A 26,262-nucleotide genomic window follows, 5' to 3' on the forward strand; every position below is an offset into this window, starting at 1 on the left:
GCCGTGATCCTCGCGGTCGGCGGCGCGCTGGGCCTGTGGATCCACGGGCCGCGCGCCACCCACCGGTTGGTCCTGGGCTCGCTGGCCGCCGGAGTCGTGGCCAGCCTGCTCATACCGGTCGGCCGGGCCCTCTCCTGCCTCAATCCGCTCTACGCGGGAGCCTCCACCTCGCCTACGGCCGGTCCGGTCGGCAATGTCTATCACCACGCCGTCCACCACCGGTCCGCTCTCCGCCGGGTGGAACTCGACCAGCCCAGCGCCCGCGACACCTCCCTGCTCGACTACTTCATCGCGAACCGCCACGGCGAGAAGTACCTGCTGGCCACCCAGGCCGCCTACCCCGCGGAGCGCCTTCTGCGCGCCGAGTCCCAGCCCATGCTCGTCATGGGCGGCTTCACCGGCAACACCCCCTTCCCCACCGCCCAGCAGCTCAGCACCCTCGTCACCACCCACCAACTCCGCTACGCGCTGCTCACTCCCCGCCGGCCCTCGACCCCCGCCGGCACGTGGGTGAAGTCCCACTGCACGCGCGTCCGCTCCGGAGCGTACGGGTGGCACACCAGGGGTGGCTTCACCCTCTACGACTGCGGCCGACAGCGCTGAGGCGGCAGCGGCTCAAGCCTGGGGATACCGGACGGCACCGGCTGCCACCACCACCGTCTCGGACCTGAGCCGTTCTTCATGCACCGGCGATTCGGCCAGTCGGCAACACACGAGAGCGGCCTCGTCGCGGCGTCCGGCGCTGCCCGCGCTGGGTCGTGACGGGCGCGACGAGCACGACGGCCCTCGGCCGATTGCCCGACGCGCGCCGTGCTCCTGGCCGTCTCGGAACGGAAACAGTGGCCGATCTCGGGAACAAGCCCCTGGTCATGACGGAAGTTGTAGATGAGCGGGCTCCAAAGGCCGGGGTCAGCCCGGTGGCGCAGAACTTGTCGGGCTCGTACCACTACACCCCCTGCTTGCTCTCCGGCACCGGATCGGCGCCGGTGAGCGGCGCGAGACTCTGCCGCGTCGCATGGCCGGGCCGGTGCTTCGGGGTGGACGGTGCCGTCAGCGGCCGCCCCGTCCACCCCGGGCCGGGCCCCTTGAGCGACCCGGCCGTCTCACGGCCTCAACGCCGCCTGCGCCTGGCGGACATCGTCCGACCCCGGGCTAGCTCTTGTCCTCTCCCTGCAACCACACCGGCCACCCCGCCAGCCGCTGCTGGGCCTTGGGGCTGTACGCCGGGGTCTCGTGGGCCTTGCACCCCTCTTCGGGCCGAGGACGTGTCTCCACGAGCTGGATGTCGCCGATGTAGACCGGCGTGGTGCACTGGTCAGGTTCGGGCTCGTGAGCGGGAGTTGCCTGGGCGATGCCGGTGGTCAGCAGCAGGCCGCCCAGGACGGCGGTGACGATGGCTCTAGCGGTTCGCGGCATGGTCGTCCTTTCGTGCGGGGATCGGCGTCAGCCGCTCCCGCGAGGAGCATGACGGCCGGGCACGGCAGCGTAGTAGGTACCCGCACCGTGCCAGCCACGAAGATCACCCTGATGTCCTACCAGGCGGCGGGGCGGGCCAAGAGCCGGTTGAAGGGCACCAGTCCATCGTCACACCCGTGGCGTACTCGACGTGCGCAGGGTCAGGAGGCGTTCGTCGTGAAGCCTTGCGTCACCTGGTCGAAGACAGGGCGGTAGGTGTCCCACTGCGACTCGGGTGCCGACAGGTAGATGTCGTATTCCCGGGCACCCTCCCGGCCGTAGCCGAGGTCGATCGCGCGGAAGGAGCGGGCGCGTCCCTTGAAGGTGAACTCCCATACGGCCGCGGGCTGTCCACGGAACGCCGTCTGCTGCATGCGCAGTCGGTGGTACGTGGCGTAGTTGGCCTTGGTGTTGGCCTCGATGTCGGCGAAGTGGGCGGAGGGGTTGTGTCCGGCGGGGGCGACGGTCCCGATCGTGATGCCGGCCAGTCCGGTCGGGTCCGCGTAGACGACTTCGTCGGCCGCCTGCTTGCTGACCTTCCAGTCGTCCGGCACGGGGAAGGAGACGCCGAGCCGCGCGTCATGGACCAGACGGTAGCCCTTGGGCAGGGAAGGGGACGCGGGGAACGGCGTCGCGGCTTGGTGGACCCGGTCGGGGCCGGGTGCGTCCAGGCCGTGCTGCCACACCGCGTAGATCGCTGCGCCTGCGGCCACAGCGATGGCCGCCGTCACCGCGACGGCGGCGGTGCGCTTCCGCCGCCGCTTCCTGCGGTTGCGGCCGACGGGCCGGGGGGCCGTAGGGGGTTCCGGCTTGTGCGTGGGCGCACCGTGGGCACCGTGATCGGACGCCGGTACGACATGGTGATCGGACATCGGTACGACGTCGTGATCGGACACCGGCACGGCTCCGCGCCGGTCGTCGGCCTGCTTCGGATGCGCCGTCGGTGCCACGGCTGTCGTCTCGGCGGCTCGTACCGCCTCCAGAGCGCGTTGCGTCAGCTCCGAGGACGGTCGCTCGTCAGGGTTCTTGGACAGCAGAGCCTCGATGAGGGGCGCCAGCGGTCCGGCCTGTGCCGGGGGCTCCAGCGGGTCCACGGCAATGGCGTACGCGGTCTCCATCGCCGTGTCCTTGCGGAACGGGGTCCGGCCCTCCGTGGCCTGGTAGAGCGTGGCGCCCAGCGCCCACAGGTCGCACGCCGGTCCGGGCTGCTGCCCGCGAACGCGTTCGGGAGCCATGTAGTCGATGGACCCGATCATCTCGCCGGTCTGGGTCAGCGTCGACGCTCCGGCGGTCATGGCGATGCCGAAGTCGGTGAGCACCACACGGTGCTCGGCGCCGAGCAGCACATTGCCGGGTTTGACGTCGCGGTGCAGCACTCCGGCGGAGTGTGCGGCCCGCAGCGCGGCGATCATGCCGAGGCCGATGCGGGCGGCCTCCGCGGGCAAGAGGGTTCCGCCACCCTTGAGGAGATCACCGAGCGTGCTGCCGGGGACGTACTCCATGACGATGCAGGGCCGCCCGGCGTCGTCGACGACGTCGTGCACGACGATCACGTTGGGGTGGGTGATACGGGCGGCACTGCGCGCCTCGCGCCGGGTCCGCTCGTAGAGCGTGGTGACTTCGTCGGCGGACAGATGCGGCTGTACATGCAGCCGCTTGAGCGCGACCTGGCGGCCGAGCATCTCGTCCGTGGCCCGCCACACCGTGCCCATGCCCCCGCGGCCGATCTGCTCGATGAGCCGGTACCGACCGGCGATGAGCCGTGGCTCCTCCGTCACCTTGCCCCCTCCACCACCTCTGTCCACGTTCGCAGCGATTGAGTCGCCTCGTCACCATAACCGCTGTGTTTCACACGCTGAGCAGCCCGCCGAGTGCGTTGCCGTCGGGTGCAGGCCCGACTCGCCCCTGCGGGGCCGCGATTGCCGGACCGGATTGACCTTTGTGAGTCATGTCACTTCGGGGTGTCGACCGCCAGAACCGATCAAGGGTCTGCTGGTGCGGGCGACCCGACGGCTTCGTCGCCTTCCGGCACGCGGCGGCGGCTCCGGACGCCACCGATCTGCTGACGGACTCGGTGCGGCGGATCCTCGGACGCGAGTGCGCGCGGGACCATGGAGGAAGCGGGCCGCCGTGGGCAGCAGGGCGCGGGACGCCGTAGACGACGAGGAGCGGGCATGACCACCGATACCGCCGGGATCACCGGCACGGGAGAGGCAGTCACCGAGGAGGCCGTCGCCAGTCTGCGCGCGACGGCCGACCCCCGGCTGCGCGAACTGCTCGGCGGACTGATCCGCCATCTGCACGACTTCGTACGCGAGACCCGGCTCACCCAGGAGGAGTGGGAGAAGGCGATTGGATTCCTGACGGCGACCGGACAGACCTGCACGGACACCCGGCAGGAGTTCATCCTGCTGTCGGACGTCCTCGGCCTGTCCATGCTCGTGGAGACCCTGAACGGCGACCGCGGCCCTGGCACCACCGAGTCGACCGTCCTCGGCCCCTTCCACCTGACCGAGTCCCCCGCCCGCCGGCTCGGCGACACCATCGACCTGGTCGGCGGTGGCGAGCCGTGCGTGGTCAGCGGCCGGGTGCTGGCGCAGGACGGTACGCCGCTACCGGGCGCGGTCCTGGACGTCTGGCAGGCGGACGCCGAGGGCTACTACGACGTACAGCAGCCGGACCTCCAGCCCCCGGGCAACGGCCGCGGACTGTTCGCCGCCGACGCGGAAGGCCGCTTCTGGTTCCGCACCTGTGTCCCGGCCCCGTACCCGATCCCGACCGACGGCCCGGTCGGCGTACTGCTGCGTGCCACCGGCCGGCACCCCTATCGCCCCGCGCACATTCACTTCATCGCCACGGCGGACGGCCACACCCCCGTCACCACCCACATCTTCGTGGCCGGCAGCGACTATCTGGACTCCGACGCCGTGTTCGCGGTGAAGCAGAGCCTGGTGAAGGAGTTCACGGAGACCGACGACCCCGCGCTGGCCCGTGAGTTCGGCATCCGGAACCCCTTCCGGCATGCCCGCTTCGACCTCGTCCTGGAGCACACGTCATGACGTTCACCGCCGATTTCGTGTACGAGACCCGGCCCGTACGGGTCGTCTTCCGGCCCGGCGCATCCGTGACCGCGCTCCCGGACGAAGCTCAACGCCTCGGTCTGCGGCGGCTGTTGGTGGTCTGCGGCAGCCGGGGCGAAGCCATCGCCCAAACGGTGGCGGACGCGCTCGGCGACACCTGTGTGGGGCTGCACGCCGAGGCCCGGATGCACGTTCCCGTCGAGGTCGCCGACCGGGCCGTCGCGGCGGCGCGGGCGGCCGGGGCCGACGGGTGTGTCGCGGTCGGCGGCGGCTCCGCGATCGGCCTCGGCAAGGCGATCGCGCTGCGCACGGGCCTGCCGCTGATCGCCGTACCGTCCACGTACGCGGGTTCGGAGATGACCCCGATCTGGGGCCTGACGGAACACGGGGTCAAGCGCACCGGACGCGACCCGGTGGTCCAGCCCCGCAGCGTCGTCTACGACCCCGAACTCACCCTCACCCTCCCGGTGCCGTTCTCCGTGGCCAGTGGCGTCAACGCGCTGGCGCACGCGGTCGAGGCGCTGTACGCCCCGGACGCCTCGCCGCTGGTCTCGCTCATGGCCGAGGAGGGCGTCCGCGCGATGGCGGGGGCGCTGCCGCGGCTGGCCGCCGAGCCCGACGACCTCGACGCGCGCGGCCGGGCCCTGTACGGGGCATGGCTGTGCGGAGCGTGCCTGGGCGCGACCACCATGGGACTGCACCACAAGCTGTGCCATGTGCTCGGCGGCACGTTCGGACTGCCGCACGCGGAGACACACACCGTGGTGCTTCCGCACGCCCTCGCCTACAACGCGCCCGCGGTGCCGCAGGCGCTGGCCGCCCTGTGCCGGGCACTGGACACGGAGGACGCCCCGCGCGCCCTGCGGGACCTGTCGGTCGACCTGGGAGCATCGCATTCGCTCGCCGAACTCGGCCTGAAGGAAGGTGACTTGATGGTGGCGGCGGAGCAGGTGACAGGAGAGCCGTACGCCAATCCACGCCCGGTCACGGCGGACGGTGTCCTCGGGGTCCTCCGGGCGGCGTACGAGGGTCGGGAGCCGACCGTCTCATCCTGACCTCCGGCCAGGAGCGACCGTCTCGTATGGAGACATCCGTGCCAGAGCGGCCTGCCACAGGATCGAACGGAGGGGTGATCGCATGCGGGCGCGGCCGTCTCGGCATGCCCTCGACCGCTGTTCGCACGGCTGCCCCGATCGTGAAGAAGGGTGGACATCACGGCCCTTTCGCTCCCCTTCCCGCCCGGCGCGGGCGTCGTGGGCGGCGTGGTCGTCGACCCGATGGGCTCGCCCATGGCGGACGCGGGCGTGACGGTCACCGCGCTGGACACGCACCGCATGGTGGCCCGCGGCACCACCGACCCGTACGGCCTCTTCCTCGCGGCGCTGCCGCCCGGCCGCGAGTCGGCGGGCAACCACTTCCGTCCCGGCGAGCTGCCGCTGCTCGACATGTATCTCACCGGTGTCACGCTGCGCATCGCCCGGGACAACGTACGGGGTCATATCCCCGATGCCCTCGAACTGGCACGCTCCGGCCTCGTCGACCCCGCCCGCGTCGTCTCCCACGTCCTCGACTGGGAGCAACTTCCCGATGCCTTGCCCGAGAAGCACCTCAAACCCGTCTGCGTCCGCGCCGTCGACTGAACACATCTCCAGCCCGGGGGCCTTGACCGAGTGCGCGCGTCGGGACCGGCGGGCATGCCGCCTGACGCACGCCTTGGCCGCCATGGGCACGGACCCGGCCCGCCCCCTGCTCACGGCAGTCCTCGCGCAGCCGTCACCGCTTCAGTGCGTGCGGTTCGGCCGTGCCGACGAGAGCCTGGCGGTGCGCAGGCAGGTTTGCTTGGGCATGTTCCAGGCAAGGACTCCGGTGACCCGGCCGCCCCGGCGGTAGAGGGCGACGAAGCGGCGGCCGTTCTCCTCGCCCTCCACGACGGACATCTCGGTGTGTCGTGGCGCCGGCGGGCCACGTCGCCGACGGCGTATACGCCTTCCGCGGCGCGGCTGGTGGAGTCGCACACCACCCCGTTGTCGAGCACCAGGCCACTGCCGGCCAGCCACTCGGTCACCGGAACGGCGCCGATCGCCACCACGACCACATCGGCGGGGAGCATGTCGCCATCGGCCAACCGCACACCGTGGACTGCGTGTCGGTGAGTCGTCGTCAGCCCGTCCACGGCCGCGCCGGGCCGCAGTCGTACCCCGTGCTCGGTGTGCGGGTCGGCGAGCAACTGCGCGACACGGGTCCGAGTTGGGCGGCCATCGGTATGAGTCCGGGGTCGACGAGGGTGACGTCCACGCCCATGGTCCGCGCGGTGGCGGCGATCTCGGCGCCGAGCACACCGTCGCCGACCACCACCACGCGGGCTCCCACCCGCAGGTCCGCCCGCAGCGCCACCGCGTCGTCCCACGTGCGCAGCACATGGACACCCGCCAGCCCGACCTGGCCTGGAAGTGCCCGGGGCCGTACCCCCGTGGCCACGACGACGGCGTCGGCACTGAGGGCGAGCCCGGAGGCGGTGCGGACGGTGCGTGTGGCGATCTCCAGCGAAACCGCCGCGTCCCCGAGGATGAACTCCGCCTCCAGAGAAGCCAGTTGGAGGTCGGTGCGCAGCCTGGTTCGCTCCGGATCCCTTCGGCCGTGCCGAGCCCGGCGGCCGAGGCGCCGACCACCAGGACACTGGAGGGTATGCCCATGCCTACTCTGCCAGTACGATCGCGGCGGCCGGGCAGACGCTCGTCGCCTCGCGTACCGCGGCATGCTGGTCCGCGGGCGGCTCGGCGTCGAGCAGGATGACGATGCCGTCGTCGTCCCGCTGGTCGAACACGTCCGGTGCGATCAGGACGCACTGGCCCGCGCCGCAGCACTTGGCCTCGTCTACGGTGATCTTCATCGCGGCATCTCCTTCGGGTCTTCGGGTCGGAGCTGAGAGGTCCCGGGGCGAGGTTGGGCGCTCCCGGGACGGGGTTGGGCGGCCCCGGGTCGAGGTCGGGCGGTGACGGGTGCGAGGAGCAGGCCGCAGATCGCGTCGGTCAGGGCGAGGGCCGTCTGCTCCCACGAAGGCTGCGGAGCGCTCCCCGCGGCAAGGGCCAACTCCTGCTGCGCATGGGTGTGCGTGATCAGATTGCGTAACATCTGCCCGCGCTCGGCACGGACGTACGCGGGCAGTGCGGGAAGACAGCGACCCAGCCCGTACAGGGTGTCCCGCAGGGGCTCCCTGGTGAGGGCCTCGTCCTCGGTGATCACCCACAGCACCCGGTCGGTCAGCACCTGGGCGGCGAAGCGCGCGCACCACGAGGGCCTTCCCAGCGTGGCCAGATGAAATCCGTGCGGACCGTCGACGTGAACCAGGTCGAGGTGGTGGACGTCGAGCGCCCTGTACCCGGCCCCAAGGACGTGCTCGTACGGGTCCGCGCCTGCGGCATCTGCGGCACCGATGCCGCGTTCCTGCACATGGGCGGCATGCCGACCCACGCCCACATGGGCGGCGACATGATGTCCGTCGCCCTCGGCCATGAGCCAGCAACGCTGAACCGAGAAAGAGGGGCGCGGTCTTCCCCGACCATGTGCCCTTCGACGTGGCCGCCCTCAACGAACCCATCGCTGTGGCTCGCCACTGCATCAACTGTTCCGCAGCCGGGCCCGGCGACAAGGTCGTCGTCTTCGGCACCGGGCCCATCGGCCTGGGCGCCGCGATCTGGCTGAAACTACGCGGCGTCGAGCACGTCGTAGTTGCCGACGTCATCCCCTCCCGGCTACAGAAGGCGCTGGCCATCGGGGCGGACGCCGTCATCCACTCCGCCGAGGAGGACGTCACCGCCCGCCTGACCGAACTGCACGGCCAGGCCGCCAACGCCCTCGGCCGGCCCCGCCCTGGCACCGACATCTACATCGACGCCGCCGGCGCCGCGGCCGTCTTCAACACCGTCGTGGCCAACGCCAAGTGGCACGCCAAGCCGGTCATTGTCGCCGTGCAGAAGGCCGTACAGAAGAAGGGCGCCGAAATCGGCCTCGGCGGCATGCTGCGCAGCGAACTGCCCCTCGTCGCCTCCCAGGGTCATCCCACTGAGACATTCGAGGTCCCCCCCCCCCGAACTCGTCGAACACCACGAGCGGTTCGCGAAGCTCATCAGCCACCGCGTGCCGTTCGCGGAGGCCGACCGCGCCTTCGAGCTCACACACGCTGGGGGCGGCGGAGAAGGTCGTCGTCACCTTCGATGAGCAGTGAACAGCTGCGGACGACCAGCGGCTCCTGAGATTCCAGGCGTGATGTCGCCGCAAACAGCCTCTGGGCGGCGAAGGGTTCCTCCGGAACAGGTAGGGAACCTGTGGCAGCAGCTGAGCACCACGGAAGAACCCCCACCGCCCTAGTCCTGGAGCGAATGCCTTACTCTCCCCTTCCATGACACGCAGGGGGACATGATGCAGCTGAAGCGTGGGGGTAGACGGCTGACGGTAGCCGTGTCGACAGTCGTGCTCGGGGCGGCCGTGGTGAGCTGCGGACCTCGGCACCCGGTCGCGGCCACCAACGGCGGACAACAAGCCTCGGGCAAGGCCGATTACGCCAGGCCGGCTGACGTGCCCGAGCAGGTGGAACCGGACGGCACGAGCGTCTTGGTGGGCGATCCCCAGGCGCGGATTACCGTGCACCTCTACGAAGACCCGCGCTGCCCGTACTGCAAGCAATTCGAGACCTCGGGCGGCGGCCCGGTCCTGACCAAGTGGATCCTGCGGCGCAAGGTCAAGGTCGAGTACACGATGGCGTCGTTCCTGGACGGACGGCTGGGAGGAAACGGGTCGAAGAAGGCGGTCAACGCGCTGCGCGCGGCGGTGGAGAAGGGGAAGTTCGCCGAGTACCACGCCGTCCTCTACCAGAACCAGCCTTCCGAGGAGGTCGACGGGTTCACCGACGCGCGCCTGCTGCTATTGGCGAGCAAGGTGAAGGGTCTACGAAGCCCGTCCTTCGACACCGCGGTGAAGTCCATGAAGTACCGGGATTTCGTGGATTCCTCCGAGAAGGTGTTCGATGCCGCTGGGCATTACAACGGGCACGCCGGGCCGGGCACGCCGACCGCCGAAGTCAACGGTTACCGGATCCCCGTCGAGTACAGCGGGCTCCTCTACAAGACAGATCTCTTCAACAAGTACCTGGCAAGGGTGATCGGTGCGGCGACGTGATGATCGGCTGCCCCTGACGACATCACGCCTGGAACGTCAGTAACCGACAGGCGATCGGCGGGCGAGGAACCGCGGACTGCCCGAACGCCCAGGTGGCCCTTCGACACATCCTCGGAGTGCCACCGTGCTCCCCCAGGACGGAGTACCGCCAGCACGTCCTGCGCCGCCATCCCCGTCCTACCTTGGATCGGTGGCAGCTGTGGCACAACCTCTGCGAGGCAGCCGAGCGCACCGTCACCGTCACCCGGCACCGCCGCTGCCTGCGTGTCCTTGCCCCGAGCCGCCAGAACCCGAGGTCGAAGCTGCTCCAGCCGATAGGCCACCCGTCTCGCCGTGGCCGACCGGACTTCGGTGTGTCGGCCGTACCCGGGCCCGGCACACTGCCGTTCACGCGCCGATGGAGACAGGTGACAGCCGATGGCGTAGAGCTGCAGTCGCTGTGTGCCCTGGGCCGGGGTGCGCCGGCTCCATCGGGAGACGGCCGCATGCGGAGCCCCCGCCGCAGGGCGGATTCGACGCCGTCACGGAGCAGTCCTTCGGCGGCTCGCCACGAGGCCGCCGGCCGCGCCCAGCGCAACCAGGCCCATGGCCGCGGCAGTCGCGATGCCCTTCGCACCGTCCATGGTGAAGCAGGAGACCGCGGCTACAGCGCCGTTGAACAGGAACAGGAACCACAGCACCGGCCGTGTCGACAGGAACGCCTTGATCCTGGGCTTCTTCGCGATGCGTGAGCCTGTCACCAGCGAGACGGCGATGCCGTCGGACATCGCTGCGCTTTTCTCCGTTCCGTCGAAAACGGCACCGGCTCCCATGCCGGCCGCCAGCCTGGCGGCAAAGGATGACCGGAACAGCAGATCGGCGACGAACGACTTCACGGTGGCGAACGCGGACTTCGGCTTCATGGGGGTTTTTCCTTTGATCACCGCGACCGGCACGGTGGCGGTGATCGGCGCCTGGTTGCTCCCCGAGACCGTGTTGCTGGTGAGGCGGATCGCGGGCGCCAAGCGGAGCCTGACCACCGCGTGGACCGGCGTACGGATCCCCGAGGTCTACCAGCCCCTCACAGGGACCGTGCGTGAGTGCTTCGGCAAGGCCGTCCAGGATCCCGGCACGCGCACCGACCTGCGCTGGATGGTCGTGGTCATTGGGGCTGGTAGTCGACGGCGTGTGGTGCGGGCTGCTGCGGCGCGAGGCGATCGTGCTGCCGCTGATCGTGCGGCTCGCGGATCTGGAGGCCGACTGGTCGACCGCCCTGCTCAAGCCGTCCCCGCAGGCGCGGTTGACCGCCCGGGTGGAGGAACTGGCCGCGACCTGCGCCGACGCGATCGCCGCGCAAGGCGCCGAACTGCGCCGTATCGAACGGGACCTGCACGGCGGGGCACAGGCGCACCTCGTGGCGCTGTCCGTGCGGAACGGGCTCGCCAAACGCGCCTACGACCGCGACCCCGAGGCCGCGCGCAAGCTGCTCGACGAGGCGCAGGAACAGGCCGGGAAGGCGTTGGCGGAGCTACGCCGTGTCGTGCGCGGCATCCACCCGCCGATCCTCACCGACCGCGGCCTCGTCGGCGCGGTGAGTGCACTGACGGCGAGCAGCCGACTGGAGGTCACCGTGGACGACGGCGGCCTGGGCGAGGGCGTGCGAGCGCCCGCGGCCGTGGAGGCGGCTGCCTACTTCGTGGTGGGCGAATCGCTGACCAATGTCGCCAAGTACGGTGGCGTGTCCCGTGCCGAGGTCCGGCTCGCCCGCGTCCGGCGTGGTCTGCGGGTGCGGGCCAGCGGCGAGGGCAGGGGCGGCGCCGACGAGGCCGGCGGCTCGGGGCTGCTGGGCATGCGGCGGCGCGGCGCCGCGCTGGACGGGACCATGGAGGCGTCCAGCCCTGTCGGAGGGCCGACCGTGATCGAAGTGGAGCTGCCGTGCCTGTGTGATCGCAGAGGACAACGCCCTGCTGCGGGAGGGATTGGTGCTGCTGCGGACCTCGGCCGGACACGAGGTCGTGGCCGCGGCCGGAACCGGGCCCGAGATCGTGCCCGCGGTCTTGGAGCACCGGCCGGACGCCACCGTCCTCGACGTACGGATGCCACCGAGCTAACGCGACGAGGGCCTGCGCGCCGCGCTCGAGGCACGCGAGCGGCTTCCCGGACTGCCGGTGCTGCTGCTGGTGCTCTCGCAGTACGTCGAGGAGTCGTACGCCACCGAGTTGCTGACCGGTGGGGCCGGCGGCATCGGATACCTCCGACCCCGCGCGAGCGGGAGGTGCTGAAGCTCGTGGCGGAGGGCCGCGACAACGCGACCATTGCCAAGGACCTGGTGGTCACCGAACGCGCGGTCCACACACATCGGCAACGTCTTCTTGAAGCTGGGCCTCCCCCCGAGCGACAGCGGCCACCGCAGAGTCCTCGCCGTCCTGGCCTATCTGGCCCACGCCCCACAGAGATGACTCAATTCATATTATCTGTACCCTTTTAGGGCGTTCCGCGCCAAGAGATCAAGAAATCGGCGCGCCACCGTCCACTTTAGAGGCATTTCACATAATCTTCGATAACTGCAAGGAGTTGATCGGTCACAGATCACATCCACGCCACTTCCATCGGAGTTGACATGAACAAGGTTCGCAAAGTTGCCGTCCTGGTAGCCGCGCTCGGTAGCGCCGGACTCCTGACCGCCGGCACCGCTCACGCCGGCGGCCAAGGCGGCGAGCACGGGGGCAATCAGGTCCTGCAGAGCTCCAACTGCAGGTCTCACGACTTGAATCTCGACGTCCTCGGCGAGGTCGGAATCCTCAACGGCCTGGGCGGCAACCTGATCAACGGCGAGGGCGACCCGGGCGCGCAGGACACCCACATCGGCTCGGCCATGGGCTGCAACAACAGCGCCTTCTAGGCGAGTTGGACGGCGACTGGCGTCGGGGGCGGTACAGCACCCCCGACGCCAGAACGCGTCAGGCTACGTGCGCGGTGACATCACACACGCACGATGAGCGACGCCGGCGATCCGGACGGCCCGCCGGGCGCCAGACCTCGGGAACCTACTGAGCGGCGCGCTGCCCACCGGGGTACTGCCCACCCGGGTACTGCCCGCCGCCGTTCTGCCCGTCGCTGTACTGCCCGCCACCGTTCTGCCCGTCGCCGTAGCGCCCGTCGCCGTACTGGCCACCTCCGTACTGCCCGTCGCCGTACTGCCCACCGCCGTACTGCCCCGGTCCGCAGTCATCGCCGTACTGACCCCCTCCGTAAGGAGCCGGTTGCGGGGCATAGTGAGGTCGAGCGTACGGAGCCCCGACAGCCACGGCAGTGGCCTGCGAGTTGGCTACCGCGGTGCCGCCCCCCACGGCCACGGCAGTGGCCTGCGAGTTCGCCACGGCGGTGGCCTGCGGAGGGGCGCCGTAGCCGCCGGCGAAGCTGACGCCGGCACCGAGGGCGGACAGCCCCGCGACCGCTGCGACTACGACGGCAGCACGTTGAAACTTGCGCATGATTCGACCCTTTCTTGCCGATGCGAAGCCGGAATGGCGACGCGGTGTGAGCATAAATGCCTGATTTGTGATGATGTGGGATCGCGCGCCCTCCATATACCGTGTCGGTTTATCGGCGCGATGCGCTTCCACCCACTCGCCAACCCTCGACACCCTGAACCCGCACCACGCCTGCGCGGCACCGCTCAGCGGGAGACAGCGCATAGGCACCCCACACGAACTCGCTTGAGCAGAAGCAGAGTTGCCGCCCGCCGACCGGCCCCGTCACCGCCGGCCGACCTACGGCTTCCACAGTCGAGCGAACCTTGGAACAGCGGACCGTTCCTCCCGGGGGCCGCCCAGGAATGCCGGAAGTCACCGCAATGGCTGCGTCGCCATGTCGCCATCGTCCAGGACGCGGCGGAGGACGCGCTGCAGGAACTGTTCAATCCAGAACCGGGGGCCGGAACTGCTCGACTACGTCGAACTGCGCCGCTCGACGGTGGCCTCGGGGGTCTGTGCGGACCTGATCACCGCCGTCGTCTTCCCTGTTGGATCGGCGTGTTGAAGCGGATCAAGCAGGGGTGGATGAGTGTTGGGTTGGCGTAGGTTCTGGGTGCCGGCAGCTCGCCGGGTGGCGGGGGATCGGGTGCCTGTTCTGGCTGGGTGGGGGGACCTGGCCGTACGTGAGGATCGCGTTGGGATTCATCCTGGGATCCGATTCTCCTTTCTCCGGACTACCGGATCGACGAGGTACTGAGCCGGTATCTGTGCCGATCGTCGTTCGCCGGTCTCGCGCAGGAGACGAAGCGCAACTACACGGACGACTACTGCCTGTTCTTCGATTTCCTGGGGGGGTCGCGGGAAGTGGTGGAGCGACGCGTCGGCGGACGATCTGTGGGACTTCGAGGACTGGCGGACCCGCTCGCCGCGGAATCCTTGCCGTTCGGCGGGGCATGGTGGAACCGGGGACTGGCCGCGCTCGCGCGGCTGTATGAGTGGGCGGTACAGCGCGAGTACGTGCTGGCGAGCCCGGTGCTCATGCGTACGGTCACCGGCCGGACCAGCGAGGTCGTGCTGGTGCCGGCGCCGCGGGCGAAGAACGCGCGCACCAGCGAGGTGCACCGGCTGACGCCGCGCGCCTTCCGCCGCTGGGTGGAGGTGGGACTGCGCGGCCACGACGCGAACGCGCAGCCGGACGCCGGGGGGGCGGGACGGCTGGCCGACCGCAACGCAGCCTTCCCTGACCTGCTGTTCTCCACCGGGGTGCGTCTGACGGAGGGGGCCTCGCCGCTGACGCTGGAGATTCCGCGTCACGAGCTGGAGGGCGGCCAGTACTACGCGGGGCGTCTGGCGCGGGTGGTGACGAAGTCGAAACGGGCGCGCACGTTCTATGCCTCCTCTGTCGTGGTCGGAGAGGTCGGGGTGCGTGGAGTCGTCGCGCGCCCGGGTGGTGCGGCGCGTGCAGGCGGCGGGTCGGTACGACGGCTGCCGATGCGGCTGGTCACGCACGAGACGGGCCGGCGTCGGCGGCTGCTTCACTGGAGGGACCAGGACGGCCTGGTGGGTCAGACGCCCCTGACGGAGGCGACGGTGGATGAGCGGATGAGTTTGTCCATCGAGGGCCCGGCCGGTCCGGAGCCGTTGTGGCTGTGGCTGAACGAGGCCGGGCTGCCGTTCCACACGGCGTTCCGGGAGGGCGTGTTCCGGACGGCGAACGATCGGTGCGAAAGCGTGCTGGAGCCGGTGATGAGCGAGCCGCCGTTTTGCACCCCGCACATGGCCCGGCACAGCTTCGCGCTGGTCATGCTCGTCGTCCTCAACCACGTCATGGACCGGCGCATGGGCCTGACGCCGGAGGAGCGGCGGGACTTCCGGCTGCTCTACGGCGATCCGTGGCGGATGGTGCAGGACCTGCTCGGCCACGCCCAGCTGGCGACCACGAAGCACATCTATCTCGCTCCGGTCGCGGACCTGCAGCTGCGGTCTCTGCTGGCCGACTTCCAGCCGGCCGACGGTCCGATCTCCGAAGGGGCGCTGACGTCGGTGTTCTCGCGGCTGGCGAGAGAGAGCGAGGGTATTCAGGACCAGGACGACAAGCTGGCGGCCCGGTGAGCCGCTGCGCTGCGCGGCCGCCCTGCCCGACACCCCGCACCAGCGGCCGGAGGCCCTGGAGCACGACGGCCTGGCGGTGACCCAACGGGATCAGCAGGGCCGGGTGCGCCGCTACGACTTCGGCACGTTCACTGTCCCCGGGCCGTTGAAGCGGTCGCTGGCCGTGCTGTTCGCAGCCCAGTGCGCCCCGGGCGGGGGCTGGGACAGCGTGTGGACCAGCGAGGCGAGCTGGTACGTGGTTCGGCCCTTCGCGGAGTTCCTCAGCGAGCTGGACCAGGTGCCGCAGGACATGGACCGGCTGTCGACGGCGCACTGGAATGCGTGGCGGCTGAGCCTGCCGCCGACCACGACCGGGTACACCAAATACTCCATCGTGGCCGGCCTTCTGCAGCAGGATGGGCGGCTGGCGCAGCCGGTGCGGGAGGCGATGGCCCAGCGGTTCGCGTGGACACCGGGCCGCGAACTGGCCTACACCTACGAGGAACCGCTCGCGGCCGCGCTGGCGGAGCTCCCTCACCGTTCCCCGCCATCCAGTGGCTCAAGGAGAGTCCGAACACCGAGCTCCTCGCCCAGCTCGTGACCGAAGGCCACACGCTCAGCCACGAACTGCTGGACGAGCTCCCGCCCAGCCGGAACCAGCGCTCCATTCGCCAACTCCTCGTATGCACAGGGGTGTTGGAGGAACGCAATGAGGACCTCGAACGCATCCCGGGCTGGCTGGAGCACGAGCTCGCGGACAAGCCGACCGCGCACGCCAGCCTCGCCCGTCCCTTCCTGCACTGGTTCCTGCTCCGACACGCCCGCCAGCGGGCCGCCATGCGCCGCCATCCTGCCTCCGCCGACCGCGACCTGCGGCGCCGCGTCAGCGTCGCCCTTGACTTGCTGGCCTGGATGGACCAACGCGGACTGGCCCTCGCCGACCTCGCCCAGGAGCACCTCGACGACTGGACCGCCGGGGCCACCAGCCAGCGGCGCTACCTGATCCGCTACTTCCTGCAATGGACCACGAGCCGCCGGCTCACCCGCGAACTGACCGTCCCCTCCATCCCGAGCACCCCGTCCTGCTGCCTCCACGGCTCGCCGAGTTCCTTCGGCAACTTGCCGAACAGCCCCAACTGCGGCCGCAGCTCTCGCGAGCCCACCCAGGTCCTCAGTGGCTCTTCCCGGGCATGGTCCCGGGCAAGCCGATCTCGACGCACGGCATGACCCAGAAACTCAACCGGCACGGCATCCTGGTTCGCACCGCGCGCAACGGGGCACTGGCCGCCCTCGCCGCTGATCTCCCCAGCTCGATCCTCGCCGATGTGACCGGGATGCACCGACACACCGCGCTCCGCTGGGTCGCCTACGCCAGACGTGACTGGGCCGAGTACCTCGCTGTCCGAATCTCGGATGATGAGGATGACAGCGAGAACACGGCTCCCCTGGACCCGTGATCGCGTGTACTCGGCTGCCGCCATGCCCAGGCACCTCCAAGTCATTCACTGTGAATATCGGACAGGCGTGCAGATCGCCGCTCGATCGGGTGACTCCTCGATTTCCTGGTACTCCGCCTACGCGTTTTCCAGGTCGCTTCCCTCCTACAGGATGTCGGGGGCTTCCCGGCGCGAGCGGGATGGAAGAAAGGACACAACGGTGCTCACAGCCTGGGGGTGGGCGTGCCTGGCGACCGGTGCCAGTGCCGCAGCCGGGATCGCAGCACGTGCCTACGCCTACTGGATCCGCGAGGCGGTCCGACGCGAAACGCTGAAGGTCGTCCTGCATCAGCTCTCCTCCGGCGGAGGTTCCGTTGAGGTCACCGACGAGGACGGTGTCTCTTGGGCCGTACGGCTCCCCGACAGCGAGCAGGAATGAATGCCCGGACAATTTTTCGAGGAGGAGTTCGACGCGGTGTACCGAGAGTGGCATCGGCCGCTGCTCGCTAGAGCCTCCCTGGTGTGTGGCGCCCAGCACGCTCTGGCGTCCGACGCCGTACAGGAAACATTCGTTCAGTGCTGGCGCCGCATCAACAACCCGGACGCCGACCCCGTGCGGACCTGGGGTCCGTGGCTCACCAGGACCGTGATACGCGAAGCGATCAAAGTGTGCAGTCGTCACTCGGGCACTGCACCCCTCGACGACGCCGAGTCGTCGACGCATGGCCCAGACCTGGCCGGGCTCATGGATGTGAAGGAAGGCTTTCTTCACGTGTGCACAGCGATCGCGAGCCTCCCTGCTCGCCAACGCGAGGTGATGGCGCTCTACTACCTGGCCGGTATCCCCACTGCTGAGGTTGGCGACATGCTGGGGATCGACCCCTCAACTGTGCGGGTACAGCTGAGCAAGGCACGTCGCAAGCTGGAGCCGCTTTCGGTCAAACTGAAGCAGTTGGGTCTGCTCAACGGAGAGGGCGGAGGGCAGCAGTGACGAAACACCAGCAGGAGCCGGCTGATTCCCTCCCGCCGACGGAGTACGACCCGGTCCGGGCCATGCTGCGCGCGACTGAGGTGGCGCTGGCTCAGGCAGTGTCACCAGCGGAGACCGAAGCATCCCTGGCTGGGCTGAAGAAACAACTCAGGCACGACTCGACAACACCTCTTGCGCGTGCGGATCGCACAGCGGCTCGGGCAGCAGCTACCTCATCCGTTCGGACCATGGCGCCAGGCACCACTGCGCTCGACGTGCGGTCACCTGCCTCACCGGCTGCCCGCAGCAGCGTGCGGCCGCCCGCTCCCTCGTCGCTCGACGAGTTGTGGCGGTCGTACAAGGCGACGGGCGACGAGCGGCTGCGGGAGCAGCTGATCCTGCACTACTCGCCACTGGTGAAGTACGTCGCGGGCCGGATGAGCGTCGGGCTGCCGCCCAACGTCGAGCAGGCGGACTTCGTCTCCTCCGGAGTCTTCGGGCTCATCGACGCGATCGAGCAGTTCGACATCGGCCGCGAGATCAAGTTCGAGACGTACGCGATCACCCGGATCCGGAGCGCGATGATCGACGAGCTGCGGGCGCTGGACTGGATCCCGCGCTCGGTGCGGCAGAAGGCACGGATCGTGGAGCGGGCGTACGCCACTCTGGAGGCGCGGCTGCGGCGCACGCCGAACGAGGGCGAGGTCGCCGCGGAGCTGGGCATGGAGGTCGATGAACTGCATGCAGTGCTCAGCCAGTTGTCGCTGGCCAACGTGGTCGCGCTGGAGGAACTGCTGCACGCCGGCGGCGAGGGCAGCGACCAGCTGAGCCTGATGGACACACTGGAGGACACCGCCGCGGACAACCCCGTGGAGGTGGCCGAGGATCGCGAACTGCGGCGGCTGCTCGCGCGCGCCATCAACACCCTCCCCGAGCGCGAGAAGACCGTCGTCACGCTCTACTACTACGAGGGCCTCACGCCCGCTGAGATCGGGAATGTCCTCGGTGTTACGGAGAGCCGGGTCAGCCAGATCCACACCAAGGCCGTACTGCAGCTCAGAGCGAAGCTGGCCGATGTCGGACGCTGAAGAACATTGCTGACCTGAACGGACCTCAATTCAGAGACACCGGAAGGCGCTCCAACGGAGCGACGTTGGCCTACTGGGTGAGACCGGGCCGAGTTACGTCGCCATCCGGATGCATGGCACCAGGGAGAGATGGGAGGGAGGGGGAATAGCGCAGGGCTGGAATACATCCCCTCCGCCGGGCGCCTGCGCGAGGTCCCATGGGTCGCGATCCCTCCAGTGGTGAGGGCGATCCGCGTGCTGGAGAAGATCGCCCCGGCCGAAGAGCTGCTGTTCGACGCGTCCACGCACACCTTCGTGAATACCCCCACGCCCAGCACGACCTCCCTTCGTTGTTCGGGGCTGCGCTCGCGCATCGAGGCCTTCATCGCATGAGCCTCCAGCCTGGGGCGGGAAAGCGAGGTCATCCCCGACGATCCGCACGGCGCGATCGGTCTGGCCCGGTTCCGCCGCACCCTGGCCTGGCACATCGCACGCCGCCCGGGCGGCCTGGTGGCGCTGGCCATCCAGTACGGGCACATGCGCACCGCAGTCAGCGGCGGGGACGCCGCCCGCGGCCGAGATGGCATCCACCAGCTGCTGGACATCGAAACCGCCCGGGCCACCGCCGACACCCTCACCACCCGCCGCGACGACCTCGCCCGCGGGGTGCGCACCTCCGGTCCGGACGCGCGCCGCGCGATCCACGCCGCGGCGCAGGCGCCGGCCTTCGCAGGGTCGATCCGCACCCACCGCCAGGCCCGCGACATCCTCGGCAACCCGGCCCTGACCGGCTACGACAACCCGCGGTCCTTCCTGATGTGCGTCTACAACCGGGATCGAGCCTTGTGTCACCGCCTGGACGCCGATGACGCGCCGCGGCTGGACCGCTGCCGGCCGTCGTGCGCGAACGTCGCGCGCACCGACCACCATGCCGCCCAGCTTCTTCAGTACGCCCAGGCCCTGGAGAAGCAGGCCGCCTCCGAGGCGGTTCCCAGCCCCCTCGCCGACCGCCTCGCCCGCCGCGCCGCGCATCTGCGAGCGCTGGCCGACCGCCACGAGCACGACCGCATCCACGCGCAGGAGCCAACCTCATGAGCCCAGCCCCCGACGAACGCGAGCGCATTCGCACGGCAATGGACCGCATCCTGGCCGGCCGAGCCGAGCACTCCAACGGCGCGCTGACCATCGTCGCACTCGCGCTTGAGGCCAAAGTCCCCCGCAACGCCCTCACCCAGCGGCACACCGACCTGAAGGCGGAGTTCTACGAGCAGGTCCGGGCCCGGGGAGGGACGCCGGACAGCGAGCGGCGTCTGCGCCGGCAGGTCCGGCGGCTCAAGGAGCTCAGGGCAGCCGACGCGCAGGAGATCACCCAGCTCAAAGCTGATGTCGAGGCGCTGGTGGGTGCGCTGCACCGGGTCACGGTGGAGAACAGCCACCTGCACCTGCAGCTCGCCGACCAGCGTGCACATGCGATTGTGCGCGTGCTGCCGACGCAGACGACGCCATGAACCCCGCCGTGGTGGAACCGGCGGTGTCGCGAACCGGTCCGGCGGCTGTCACTTCCTGGCCGCGCCGGGTTCCTCGCTAATGGATTCCTGGTAGGCATCCGCGTAGGTGGGAAAGTCCTTGATCAGGTCGTCGCAGAACGCGGCGACGTCGGTGCCGATGAGTTCCAAAACTCCCTTGCCCGCGGCGACGCCCTCCTCGAAGAAGTCGACGATTCCAGGGAGGAGGGGTCCGTCGGGCAGACTGATTGGTCCGACCTTGAACAGGTACTTCTGCATCTCCTTGTAGACGATCTGGTAGTCCGGCGGGAGCGCCTTGACCCGGGCCAGGTGGGCCCGCCACTGTTTCTTGCCTTCGATGATGTCTTGGATGCTCACGTCAGCCTCCCAGCCGGCTCAATTTCCTTGCGATGTTCCTGTTCAACTGCTCGCGCCACCGGTCGCGATAAGTCCGGGCCCCTGTTCCGCCGGCCAGCGCGGTGCAGAAGCCCCGGACGTCGTCACCGAGCACCTCGTGGACGCTCTGCCCGTCCGCCGCTGCTACTTCGAGCAGCCCCAGGGCGGCGTCGACGATCGGCATCAGGTTGCGGCCGGTGAAGTCCCCGTAGGGGAAGAGGCGGGCGATGATCTGTGCCCACGCCGCCCGGTAATCGTCCGGCAGGGCCTCGGCCCGGGCTTCGAACGCCTTCCATTCCCTGGTGAGATCGCTGCCTGTGACCTTCTCCCAGAAGTTCATCTCCCGCCCTCCTTGAGCCTGTCGATGCGTGATGAGACGTACTGCCATTTCGCCCAGAACTTCGCGAGTTCCTCGCGTCCGGCGTCGTTGAGCGCGTAGAACTTGCGCGGCGGACCGACCCCGGATGGCCGTTTCGTCACTTGGACGAGCCCGTTCCTCTCCAGCCGCAGCAGGATGGTGTACACCGTCCCCTCGATGACGTCGGTGAAGCCGAGCTCGTTCAGCTGGCGGGTGATGGCGTACCCGTAGGTTTCCTCGCTGCCGATGATTTCGAGCACGCACCCTTCGAGCGTGCCCTTCAACATCTCCGTCAGGTCTTCCATCGCGGGTGCTCCTCAGCCTGGCCAGTACTACGTGTTACCGAGTACCACTATACAGTATCACCGAGTAGTGGAACGGCAACATCTCCGGCACCCGCGGGCCGAAGGAAGGTTCGGCGAGGGACCGGGTTTCGTCGAACGCTGCAACCCGGTCATCGGTTGAGCTGACGGGTGGGCCGTTTCACGTCAACAAGCTGAACTTGACGGGGAAGTGTCCGGACAGTCGGTCCCGGATGTCGTCCTGAAGAGCCGGTCGATGCGTCGGCTCAATGCCGCCGTCGCCGACGGGCTGCATGGTTCCGCGACGTCACGTCGTACCAGGTGGAGATCAAGTCGAGAACGACCACCACAACGGTCTGCTCACCGTACGGCTGCGGGAGTTCGCGTATCCCGCCGACACCGAAGTGCCGCCGCCGCTGGAGGAATTGAGGCTGAGGGCCGAGGACCGGCCAGCCGCCCACCCGCGGCCTGGTCACCAGTGCGACCGTCAGTATGGAAGGTCTCGCCACCAGAGGCCCCCGGATTTCCGATCACCACGCCGTTCGATGACGGGCTCGGGAGCCTTCGTGCGACCGAAGTTGCGGTGGGATCGACTTTGGAAGGCTTGCCGCACCCGAGGCGCGCACTTTCGGTGGTGCCGTCTCGACGCACGGCCGATGGGGCGAGGGCGCACCCGCGGGCAGGATCGGATGCATGAAGAAGGTCCTGGAAGCAGCCGGGTTCATCGCTCTGGTGCAAGGTGTGTTGGGTCTGGTGCAGGAGTTCACCCACTGGCAGGTGGGTCTGGTGCAGCGGCTGTCGTTCTTCGACGGCTACGACGCCTTCGCCAGCTTCATCCTGATCATGTTCGCCTGTGCGCTGTTCGCCGCGGCCGAGCGACTCCGCCACTGACCGACCGGCGGGACGGGCCGCTGGAGGCGAGTCCTTCGATTTTGAACGGTTTCAATTACTAGTGCCGCATCAAGCAACGTTTGCCCTGTTCACGACCTCGCGGAGGCGTTCGTCGGCGGCATGCTTGTTCCGCCAGATGATGTAGCGGCGGATCATGCTTCCCTGCTCCTTGTGGCTGGCGTGGTCGGTGCCATCCAGCGCGAAGTAGCGCAGGGCGGTGAACTGCGCCTCGATCCGGTTGAGCCACGAACTGTTGGTCGGGGTGTAGGCGATCTCCACGTTGTTCGCCACCGCCCACGTCCCGACTCGCTGACACCGCTTCGTCGTCAGGTGTGGTGAGTAGTTGTCGCAGACGATCGCAATGCGTACGTCCATCGGGTGCAGCGAGCGCAGGTAACGGCAGAACTCCAGGAACTTCGACCTGTTCTTGGTCTTCTTGATGTGCCCGTAGAGCTGGTCTTTGGCCAGGCCGTAGGCGGCGAACAGGTGCCGGACCCCGTGCGGGCGGGTGTAGGTCGCCCGGCGCCGGGGCCGGGGCCGGGGATCGCGGCCTGGGTCCTTGTGTCTGCCGCTGCGTTCGGCCCAGTGCCGGCCGGGGTGCGGCTGGAGGTTGAGCGGCCCGAACTCATCCACGCAGAAGACGACTTCGGGCTCGCCTTCCTCGGGCATGACCTCACCGTCGGCGATCGCGTACAGGTGCTCGACACGGGCCTTCTTGACTGAGTAGTCCGGGTCACGTGAGTTCTTCCAGGTCTTCACGCGTTGAAACGAGACGCCCTCCTCGCGGAGCAGGACCCGAAGGCCCTCGTGGCTGATGTCGTCGACCACCCCCTCGGCGACCAGGAAGTCGGCCAGCTTGGCCAGGCTCCAGGCCGAGAGTTGCAGGCCGTGCTCGGCCGGCTTCGACTTGGCGATCTTCTTGATCTCCCGGCGTTCCGGGAGGGTGAAGGTCTTTGGCCGGCCACCTTTATACTTGGGATAAAGCGAGTCGAAGCCGTCAGCGTTGAAGTTGTGGAGCACATCGCGGACCCGGTCCGGACTGGTGAACGTCACCTCGGCGATCTTCGCCACCGGCCGTCCCTGCGCGGATAACAGCACCATCTGAGCCCGCCGCCAAGTCACCACCGAACCAGTGCCTCCGCGGATGATCCGCAGCAACCGCCTGCCCTCGTCGTCATCAATCTCCCGCACCCGCACGCGTACAGCCACGTGATCATTCTGGCTGGCTGGCGCTTCCCGGCGCAGCAACTGGGCGACACATCACGACAGGGCAAACGTAGCTTGATGCGGCACTAGATCGGTAGACAGACGCCACATCCGCCACTAGCTTCATCGGCCGACGAGTTGAATCGATACAAACTCGTTCTGCCGAAGAGACAGGGCACGTCGTCGCGGGAGGGCTGGGCGGAGCGGGTACGGCGCGGGCGGCCGTACCGGTCGCAGGGGGCACGGGAGTGGAAGGGCTGACGGTCGAAAACCGCACGAACCCGCTGGGCGTGGACGCGGCGCGGCCGAGGTTCGGCCGGCGCATGGTCTCCGCGGTCCGCGGCCGTCGGCAGAGCGCGTACCGGATCCTGGTGGCCACCACGGCCGACCGGCTGCACTGCGGTCGAGCCGATGTATGGGACAGCGGCCCTGTCACCTCGGCGGACTCGGTCGCCATACCGTACGCGGGCCAGGCACTGCGACCCTCGACCCGTTACTTCTGGACGGTCCAGGTCCGTGACGAGGATGGGCGGGCTGTTTCCGACGCACCCGTCGCCTTCTTCGAGACCGGGCTGCTGAGCACGGACGGGACGGCCGTTGACGTACGCCTCGTACGCGCCGAGCGCCGTGCCTGGCCGGCGATGCCGGTGTAGACGGTGAGGGACTGCGGTCTGCGGTCCCACTCGGGAGTCAGCCGGGCGCTGTCACCGGGGTAGGCGACGAGCCTGGCGTCGGCATCACCAAGACCGGGGACAACTCCCAGACCGCACTGCTGTGGGTGCTCAAAATCGGCTTCTACGACACCGAGGCCCAGTGACGCCAACTGGTGACGCTGCTCGCCGATAACATCGGCAACGACGCCGCCTACAAGGCGGCCCACCCCGACAGCACGCGCGTCCTGTACGCCGAGAACACCCTCTCCGTCGGCTTCCTCGGCGTCAACGTCCTCGCCCCTGTCCTCACCGACGAGGGCCACGCCGACCTCGCCTACCAGCTGCTCCACCAGAACGCCATGCCGTCCTGGCTGTACTCGGTCGACAAGGGTGCCACCACCGTCTGGGAGCGCTGGAACTCCCGCTCCCAGCCGGACGGCTTCGGCGCGGTCGCAATGAACTCGTTCAACCACTACTCCTACGGCGCGATCATGGAGTAGATGTACGAGAGCATGGCCGGCATCGCCATGGACCCGGCCGGCCCCGGGTTCCGCCACTTCTTCCTGCGGCCGCACCTCGGCACGACCGGGAAGATCACCCATGTCTCCGGCTCGCATGTCTCGCCGTACGGGGAGATCGTCAGCGAGTGGCGGACCGAGCACCGGACGCTCACCTACCGGGCGACGGTCCCCGCCAACAGCACGGCGACCCTGTCCGTCCCCACCACCGACCCGTCCTCCGTCCGCGAGGGCCGCACTCCCCTGTCCCGCGTCCAGGGCGTCCGGTACCTGGGCCGCACGGACGGCACCGCCTCGTACCGGCTGTCCTCGGGGCACTACGAGCTGACGGCATCCCTCACCTGACCTGCCCGGCGAGGGGGCCGCTCTCCAGCGCCCCTCAGTGGTATCCGTGCCGCATGTGGTCACCATGGTCGTGGCCCGTTTCGGGTGGGCCGCCCATCATGCGCAACATGGCCGCACCTCCGGTGCGCAGGAACCGCACCAGGAACACGGCAGCCAGGACGAGGAAGGCGATGTTGAGCCAGGTGGTGTAGTTCCAGCTGACGCCTTCCATGGGGAGCTTGGCGTCGGCCTGGTCGGGGATCAGGCCGAGGGCGCCGAAGACGAACTCCACGAGGTAACCCGCGATGACCATGGCGAGGTAGAAGGTGCCGAGGAGGAAGGCGGCCATCCTCGCGCCGTAGTACTTCCGGTAGATGGCGAGGATCGGCAGGATCAGCAGGTCGGCGAAGATGAACGCCACCACGCCGCCGAAGCTGATGCCGCCCTTCCACAGCACCACCGCGAGCGGCACGTTGCCGATGGAGCACACGAACGAGGCCATCGCCACCAACGGGCCGACGAGGGGACCCCACAGCGTGGCAGCGAGCGGGTGGCCGTCGAAGAAGAAGCCGCGCCAGAACGAGTCCGGGACCCAGGCGGCGATGGCACCGGCGATGAGCAGGCCGGCGACCAGGTCGCGCAGGATCGCCGCCCATTCCATGACGAACACATGGCTGGTGGCGGTGAAACCCTCCCGGGAGAACAGCCGGTCGGCGAAGGAGCCGTCGCGCCGCACCGACATGTCCATCGCGGCGTGGCCCTCCATCGATCCGGCAAGGCGCCGGTCCGCCTGTGCGCGTGCCTGGCGCAGCAGTCCCGCGCGCAGGAACAGCCGGAAGAGGACGGCCAGCACGACGATCATGATGGGGCCGCCGACGAACTCGGCGGCCGTGAACTGCCAGCCCATCAGAAGTGCCAGGATGACGCCGAGTTCAACGACGAGGTTGGTGGAGGCGATCTCGAAGGCCATCGCGGCGGTGAAGTTCGCGCCCTTGCGGAACAGCGAGCGGGCCAGCGCCACCGCGGCGTAGGAGCAGGAAGAGGACGCCACGCCCAGCCCGGCGGAGACGGCGAGGGTCCGGGGCCGGTCGTCGCCGAGCAGAGCGACGACGGTGGCCTTGCGGACCACGGCCTGGACGACGGCGGACAGGGCGAAGCCCAGGATCAGGGCCCAGGTGATCTCCCAGGTCATGGACCCGGTGATCGACAGCGCGTGCAATACGGCGTGCATCTGTGAAACCTTCCCTTCAAGGTGCGGTGTGCGGCCGACGGACACGCCCATGGCCGGGGAGCCGCCCTCCGGGTCGGCCACCAGTGTGCGCACACAGGAATGGCCGCCGGTTGCGTTTCACCCGGAACGGTTTCCCGGCGGCAAAGTCT

At 69.1% G+C, this 26,262-nt stretch carries 29 protein-coding genes and 7 pseudogenes; 24 read left to right on the forward strand and 12 right to left on the reverse strand.

Annotated features, from left to right (window positions below; all coding sequences use genetic code 11):
* Positions 1-3: 3 nt before the first annotated feature.
* Positions 4-603, forward strand: a complete 600-nt coding sequence (locus AB5L52_RS01275) for a hypothetical protein (protein WP_369362303.1) — start codon at positions 4-6, stop codon at positions 601-603.
* 212 nt (positions 604-815) lie between these two features.
* On the opposite strand, the pseudogene AB5L52_RS01280 reads toward AB5L52_RS01275, so the two are convergent.
* The 3 genes and pseudogenes from AB5L52_RS01280 to AB5L52_RS01290 form a co-directional block, all read right to left on the reverse strand.
* Positions 816-911: pseudogene (locus tag AB5L52_RS01280) on the reverse strand (flavin reductase family protein); the annotation flags it as partial.
* A 241-nt stretch (positions 912-1,152) separates the two neighbouring features.
* On the reverse strand, positions 1,153-1,416 hold the full coding sequence (locus AB5L52_RS01285; protein WP_351571427.1) for a hypothetical protein: 264 nt from the start codon (positions 1,414-1,416) through the stop codon (positions 1,153-1,155).
* Between the two features lie 200 nt (positions 1,417-1,616).
* Positions 1,617-3,233, reverse strand: a complete 1,617-nt coding sequence (locus AB5L52_RS01290; protein WP_369362305.1) for a serine/threonine-protein kinase — start codon at positions 3,231-3,233, stop codon at positions 1,617-1,619.
* A gap of 396 nt (positions 3,234-3,629) precedes the next feature.
* Between AB5L52_RS01290 and AB5L52_RS01295 the strand changes: the two genes are divergently transcribed.
* The 4 genes and pseudogenes from AB5L52_RS01295 to AB5L52_RS01310 all read left to right on the forward strand — a co-directional run.
* The gene (locus tag AB5L52_RS01295; RefSeq protein ID WP_369362307.1) at positions 3,630-4,514 is read left to right on the forward strand and encodes a dioxygenase; all 885 of its coding nucleotides are present in this window, start codon (positions 3,630-3,632) and stop codon (positions 4,512-4,514) included.
* The gene (locus tag AB5L52_RS01300; protein ID WP_369362309.1) at positions 4,511-5,590 is read left to right on the forward strand and encodes a maleylacetate reductase; all 1,080 of its coding nucleotides are present in this window, start codon (positions 4,511-4,513) and stop codon (positions 5,588-5,590) included. Before AB5L52_RS01295 ends, AB5L52_RS01300 begins: the two co-directional genes overlap by 4 nt.
* Positions 5,591-5,740: 150 nt before the next feature.
* A pseudogene (locus AB5L52_RS01305) lies at positions 5,741-5,938 on the forward strand (hypothetical protein); the annotation flags it as partial.
* A pseudogene (locus AB5L52_RS01310) lies at positions 5,933-6,175 on the forward strand (dehydrogenase); the annotation flags it as partial. The pseudogenes AB5L52_RS01305 and AB5L52_RS01310, both read left to right, overlap by 6 nt.
* 141 nt (positions 6,176-6,316) lie before the next feature.
* On the opposite strand, the pseudogene AB5L52_RS01315 reads toward AB5L52_RS01310, so the two are convergent.
* From AB5L52_RS01315 to AB5L52_RS01325, 3 genes and pseudogenes are all read right to left on the reverse strand, one after another.
* A pseudogene (locus tag AB5L52_RS01315) lies at positions 6,317-7,228 on the reverse strand (FAD-dependent oxidoreductase).
* Between the two features lie 2 nt (positions 7,229-7,230).
* The gene (locus AB5L52_RS01320) at positions 7,231-7,425 is read right to left on the reverse strand and encodes a ferredoxin (protein WP_351028755.1); all 195 of its coding nucleotides are present in this window, start codon (positions 7,423-7,425) and stop codon (positions 7,231-7,233) included.
* Positions 7,422-8,048: a hypothetical protein gene (locus AB5L52_RS01325; protein WP_369362310.1), complete on the reverse strand. Its 627-nt coding sequence runs from the start codon at positions 8,046-8,048 to the stop codon at positions 7,422-7,424. Before AB5L52_RS01325 ends, AB5L52_RS01320 begins: the two co-directional genes overlap by 4 nt.
* Between AB5L52_RS01325 and AB5L52_RS01330 the strand changes: the two genes are divergently transcribed.
* The 6 genes and pseudogenes from AB5L52_RS01330 to AB5L52_RS01355 all read left to right on the forward strand — a co-directional run bounded on the left by AB5L52_RS01330 (position 7,929) and on the right by AB5L52_RS01355 (position 12,591).
* The gene (locus tag AB5L52_RS01330; protein ID WP_369362311.1) at positions 7,929-8,237 is read left to right on the forward strand and encodes an alcohol dehydrogenase catalytic domain-containing protein; all 309 of its coding nucleotides are present in this window, start codon (positions 7,929-7,931) and stop codon (positions 8,235-8,237) included. The genes AB5L52_RS01325 and AB5L52_RS01330 overlap by 120 nt on opposite strands.
* A complete protein-coding gene (locus tag AB5L52_RS01335; RefSeq protein WP_369362312.1) occupies positions 8,138-8,788 on the forward strand; it encodes a zinc-binding dehydrogenase in 651 nt (216 codons plus the stop codon). The genes AB5L52_RS01330 and AB5L52_RS01335 overlap by 100 nt, the downstream gene beginning before the upstream one ends.
* Before the next feature lie 163 nt (positions 8,789-8,951).
* Positions 8,952-9,710, forward strand: a complete 759-nt coding sequence (locus AB5L52_RS01340; RefSeq protein WP_369362313.1) for a DsbA family protein — start codon at positions 8,952-8,954, stop codon at positions 9,708-9,710.
* Between the two features lie 876 nt (positions 9,711-10,586).
* Positions 10,587-11,631, forward strand: a pseudogene (locus AB5L52_RS01345) (sensor histidine kinase); the annotation flags it as partial.
* A gap of 1 nt (position 11,632) precedes the next feature.
* Positions 11,633-12,148: pseudogene (locus AB5L52_RS01350) on the forward strand (response regulator transcription factor).
* Between the two features lie 161 nt (positions 12,149-12,309).
* A complete protein-coding gene (locus tag AB5L52_RS01355) occupies positions 12,310-12,591 on the forward strand; it encodes a hypothetical protein (protein WP_351028577.1) in 282 nt (93 codons plus the stop codon).
* Between the two features lie 145 nt (positions 12,592-12,736).
* Here AB5L52_RS01355 and AB5L52_RS01360 read toward each other — a convergent pair whose 3' ends face one another.
* Positions 12,737-13,183, reverse strand: coding sequence for a hypothetical protein (locus AB5L52_RS01360; protein ID WP_351028580.1), 447 nt, complete (start codon positions 13,181-13,183; stop codon positions 12,737-12,739).
* A gap of 876 nt (positions 13,184-14,059) precedes the next feature.
* Between AB5L52_RS01360 and AB5L52_RS01365 the strand changes: the two genes are divergently transcribed.
* The 10 genes from AB5L52_RS01365 to AB5L52_RS01410 all read left to right on the forward strand — a co-directional run bounded on the left by AB5L52_RS01365 (position 14,060) and on the right by AB5L52_RS01410 (position 20,237).
* The gene (locus AB5L52_RS01365) at positions 14,060-15,277 is read left to right on the forward strand and encodes an integrase (protein WP_369362315.1); all 1,218 of its coding nucleotides are present in this window, start codon (positions 14,060-14,062) and stop codon (positions 15,275-15,277) included.
* Between the two features lie 76 nt (positions 15,278-15,353).
* Entirely contained in the window at positions 15,354-15,857 is a 504-nt protein-coding gene (locus AB5L52_RS01370; protein WP_351571397.1) for a hypothetical protein, read from the forward strand.
* Positions 15,854-16,483, forward strand: coding sequence for a hypothetical protein (locus AB5L52_RS01375; protein ID WP_369362316.1), 630 nt, complete (start codon positions 15,854-15,856; stop codon positions 16,481-16,483). Before AB5L52_RS01370 ends, AB5L52_RS01375 begins: the two co-directional genes overlap by 4 nt.
* Complete coding sequence (locus tag AB5L52_RS01380) at positions 16,480-16,713, forward strand: hypothetical protein (RefSeq protein ID WP_369362317.1); 234 nt, start codon at positions 16,480-16,482, stop codon at positions 16,711-16,713. The genes AB5L52_RS01375 and AB5L52_RS01380 overlap by 4 nt, the downstream gene beginning before the upstream one ends.
* Before the next feature lie 199 nt (positions 16,714-16,912).
* The gene (locus tag AB5L52_RS01385; RefSeq protein WP_369362318.1) at positions 16,913-17,131 is read left to right on the forward strand and encodes a hypothetical protein; all 219 of its coding nucleotides are present in this window, start codon (positions 16,913-16,915) and stop codon (positions 17,129-17,131) included.
* Positions 17,132-17,683: an RNA polymerase sigma factor gene (locus AB5L52_RS01390; RefSeq protein ID WP_369362320.1), complete on the forward strand. Its 552-nt coding sequence runs from the start codon at positions 17,132-17,134 to the stop codon at positions 17,681-17,683. It begins immediately after the preceding gene.
* 227 nt (positions 17,684-17,910) lie between these two features.
* Complete coding sequence (gene whiG, locus AB5L52_RS01395; RefSeq protein ID WP_351028614.1) at positions 17,911-18,750, forward strand: RNA polymerase sigma factor WhiG; 840 nt, start codon at positions 17,911-17,913, stop codon at positions 18,748-18,750.
* A gap of 234 nt (positions 18,751-18,984) precedes the next feature.
* On the forward strand, positions 18,985-19,122 hold the full coding sequence (locus AB5L52_RS01400; protein ID WP_369362322.1) for a hypothetical protein: 138 nt from the start codon (positions 18,985-18,987) through the stop codon (positions 19,120-19,122).
* A gap of 144 nt (positions 19,123-19,266) precedes the next feature.
* The gene (locus AB5L52_RS01405; RefSeq protein WP_369362323.1) at positions 19,267-19,824 is read left to right on the forward strand and encodes a hypothetical protein; all 558 of its coding nucleotides are present in this window, start codon (positions 19,267-19,269) and stop codon (positions 19,822-19,824) included.
* Entirely contained in the window at positions 19,821-20,237 is a 417-nt protein-coding gene (locus AB5L52_RS01410; protein WP_369362325.1) for a hypothetical protein, read from the forward strand. Before AB5L52_RS01405 ends, AB5L52_RS01410 begins: the two co-directional genes overlap by 4 nt.
* 48 nt (positions 20,238-20,285) lie before the next feature.
* On the opposite strand, the gene AB5L52_RS01415 is transcribed toward AB5L52_RS01410, so the two are convergent.
* From AB5L52_RS01415 to AB5L52_RS01425, 3 genes are read right to left on the reverse strand one after another with little or no spacing between them, the layout of a single operon-like run.
* Positions 20,286-20,612: a DUF1048 domain-containing protein gene (locus AB5L52_RS01415; protein ID WP_351571371.1), complete on the reverse strand. Its 327-nt coding sequence runs from the start codon at positions 20,610-20,612 to the stop codon at positions 20,286-20,288.
* A gap of 1 nt (position 20,613) precedes the next feature.
* Positions 20,614-20,970 (reverse strand): DUF1048 domain-containing protein, encoded by a 357-nt coding sequence (locus AB5L52_RS01420; protein ID WP_351571369.1) that lies wholly within the window; start codon positions 20,968-20,970, stop codon positions 20,614-20,616.
* Positions 20,967-21,293, reverse strand: a complete 327-nt coding sequence (locus AB5L52_RS01425; protein WP_351028631.1) for a PadR family transcriptional regulator — start codon at positions 21,291-21,293, stop codon at positions 20,967-20,969. Before AB5L52_RS01425 ends, AB5L52_RS01420 begins: the two co-directional genes overlap by 4 nt.
* A 690-nt stretch (positions 21,294-21,983) precedes the next feature.
* Between AB5L52_RS01425 and AB5L52_RS01430 the strand changes: the two genes are divergently transcribed.
* Positions 21,984-22,181, forward strand: a complete 198-nt coding sequence (locus AB5L52_RS01430) for a hypothetical protein (protein WP_351571366.1) — start codon at positions 21,984-21,986, stop codon at positions 22,179-22,181.
* Between the two features lie 69 nt (positions 22,182-22,250).
* On the opposite strand, the gene AB5L52_RS01435 is transcribed toward AB5L52_RS01430, so the two are convergent.
* Positions 22,251-23,390 (reverse strand): IS630 family transposase, encoded by a 1,140-nt coding sequence (locus AB5L52_RS01435; RefSeq protein ID WP_369368781.1) that lies wholly within the window; start codon positions 23,388-23,390, stop codon positions 22,251-22,253.
* Between the two features lie 245 nt (positions 23,391-23,635).
* Here AB5L52_RS01435 and AB5L52_RS01440 point away from each other — a divergent pair, with 245 nt between their 5' ends.
* Together AB5L52_RS01440 and AB5L52_RS01445 are read left to right on the forward strand one after the other, a co-directional pair.
* Positions 23,636-24,040, forward strand: a complete 405-nt coding sequence (locus AB5L52_RS01440) for a hypothetical protein (protein WP_369362326.1) — start codon at positions 23,636-23,638, stop codon at positions 24,038-24,040.
* A gap of 89 nt (positions 24,041-24,129) precedes the next feature.
* Positions 24,130-24,903 (forward strand): annotated as a pseudogene (locus AB5L52_RS01445) (alpha-L-rhamnosidase C-terminal domain-containing protein); the annotation flags it as partial.
* Positions 24,904-24,937: 34 nt separating this feature from the next.
* Here the strand turns inward: AB5L52_RS01445 and AB5L52_RS01450 are convergent.
* Entirely contained in the window at positions 24,938-26,113 is a 1,176-nt protein-coding gene (locus AB5L52_RS01450) for a permease (RefSeq protein ID WP_369368782.1), read from the reverse strand.
* Between the last annotated feature and the right edge of the window lie 149 nt (positions 26,114-26,262).

Origin of the sequence: Streptomyces sp. CG4 (assembly GCF_041080655.1) — a bacterium.
Taxonomy (GTDB): Bacteria; Actinomycetota; Actinomycetes; order Streptomycetales; family Streptomycetaceae; genus Streptomyces.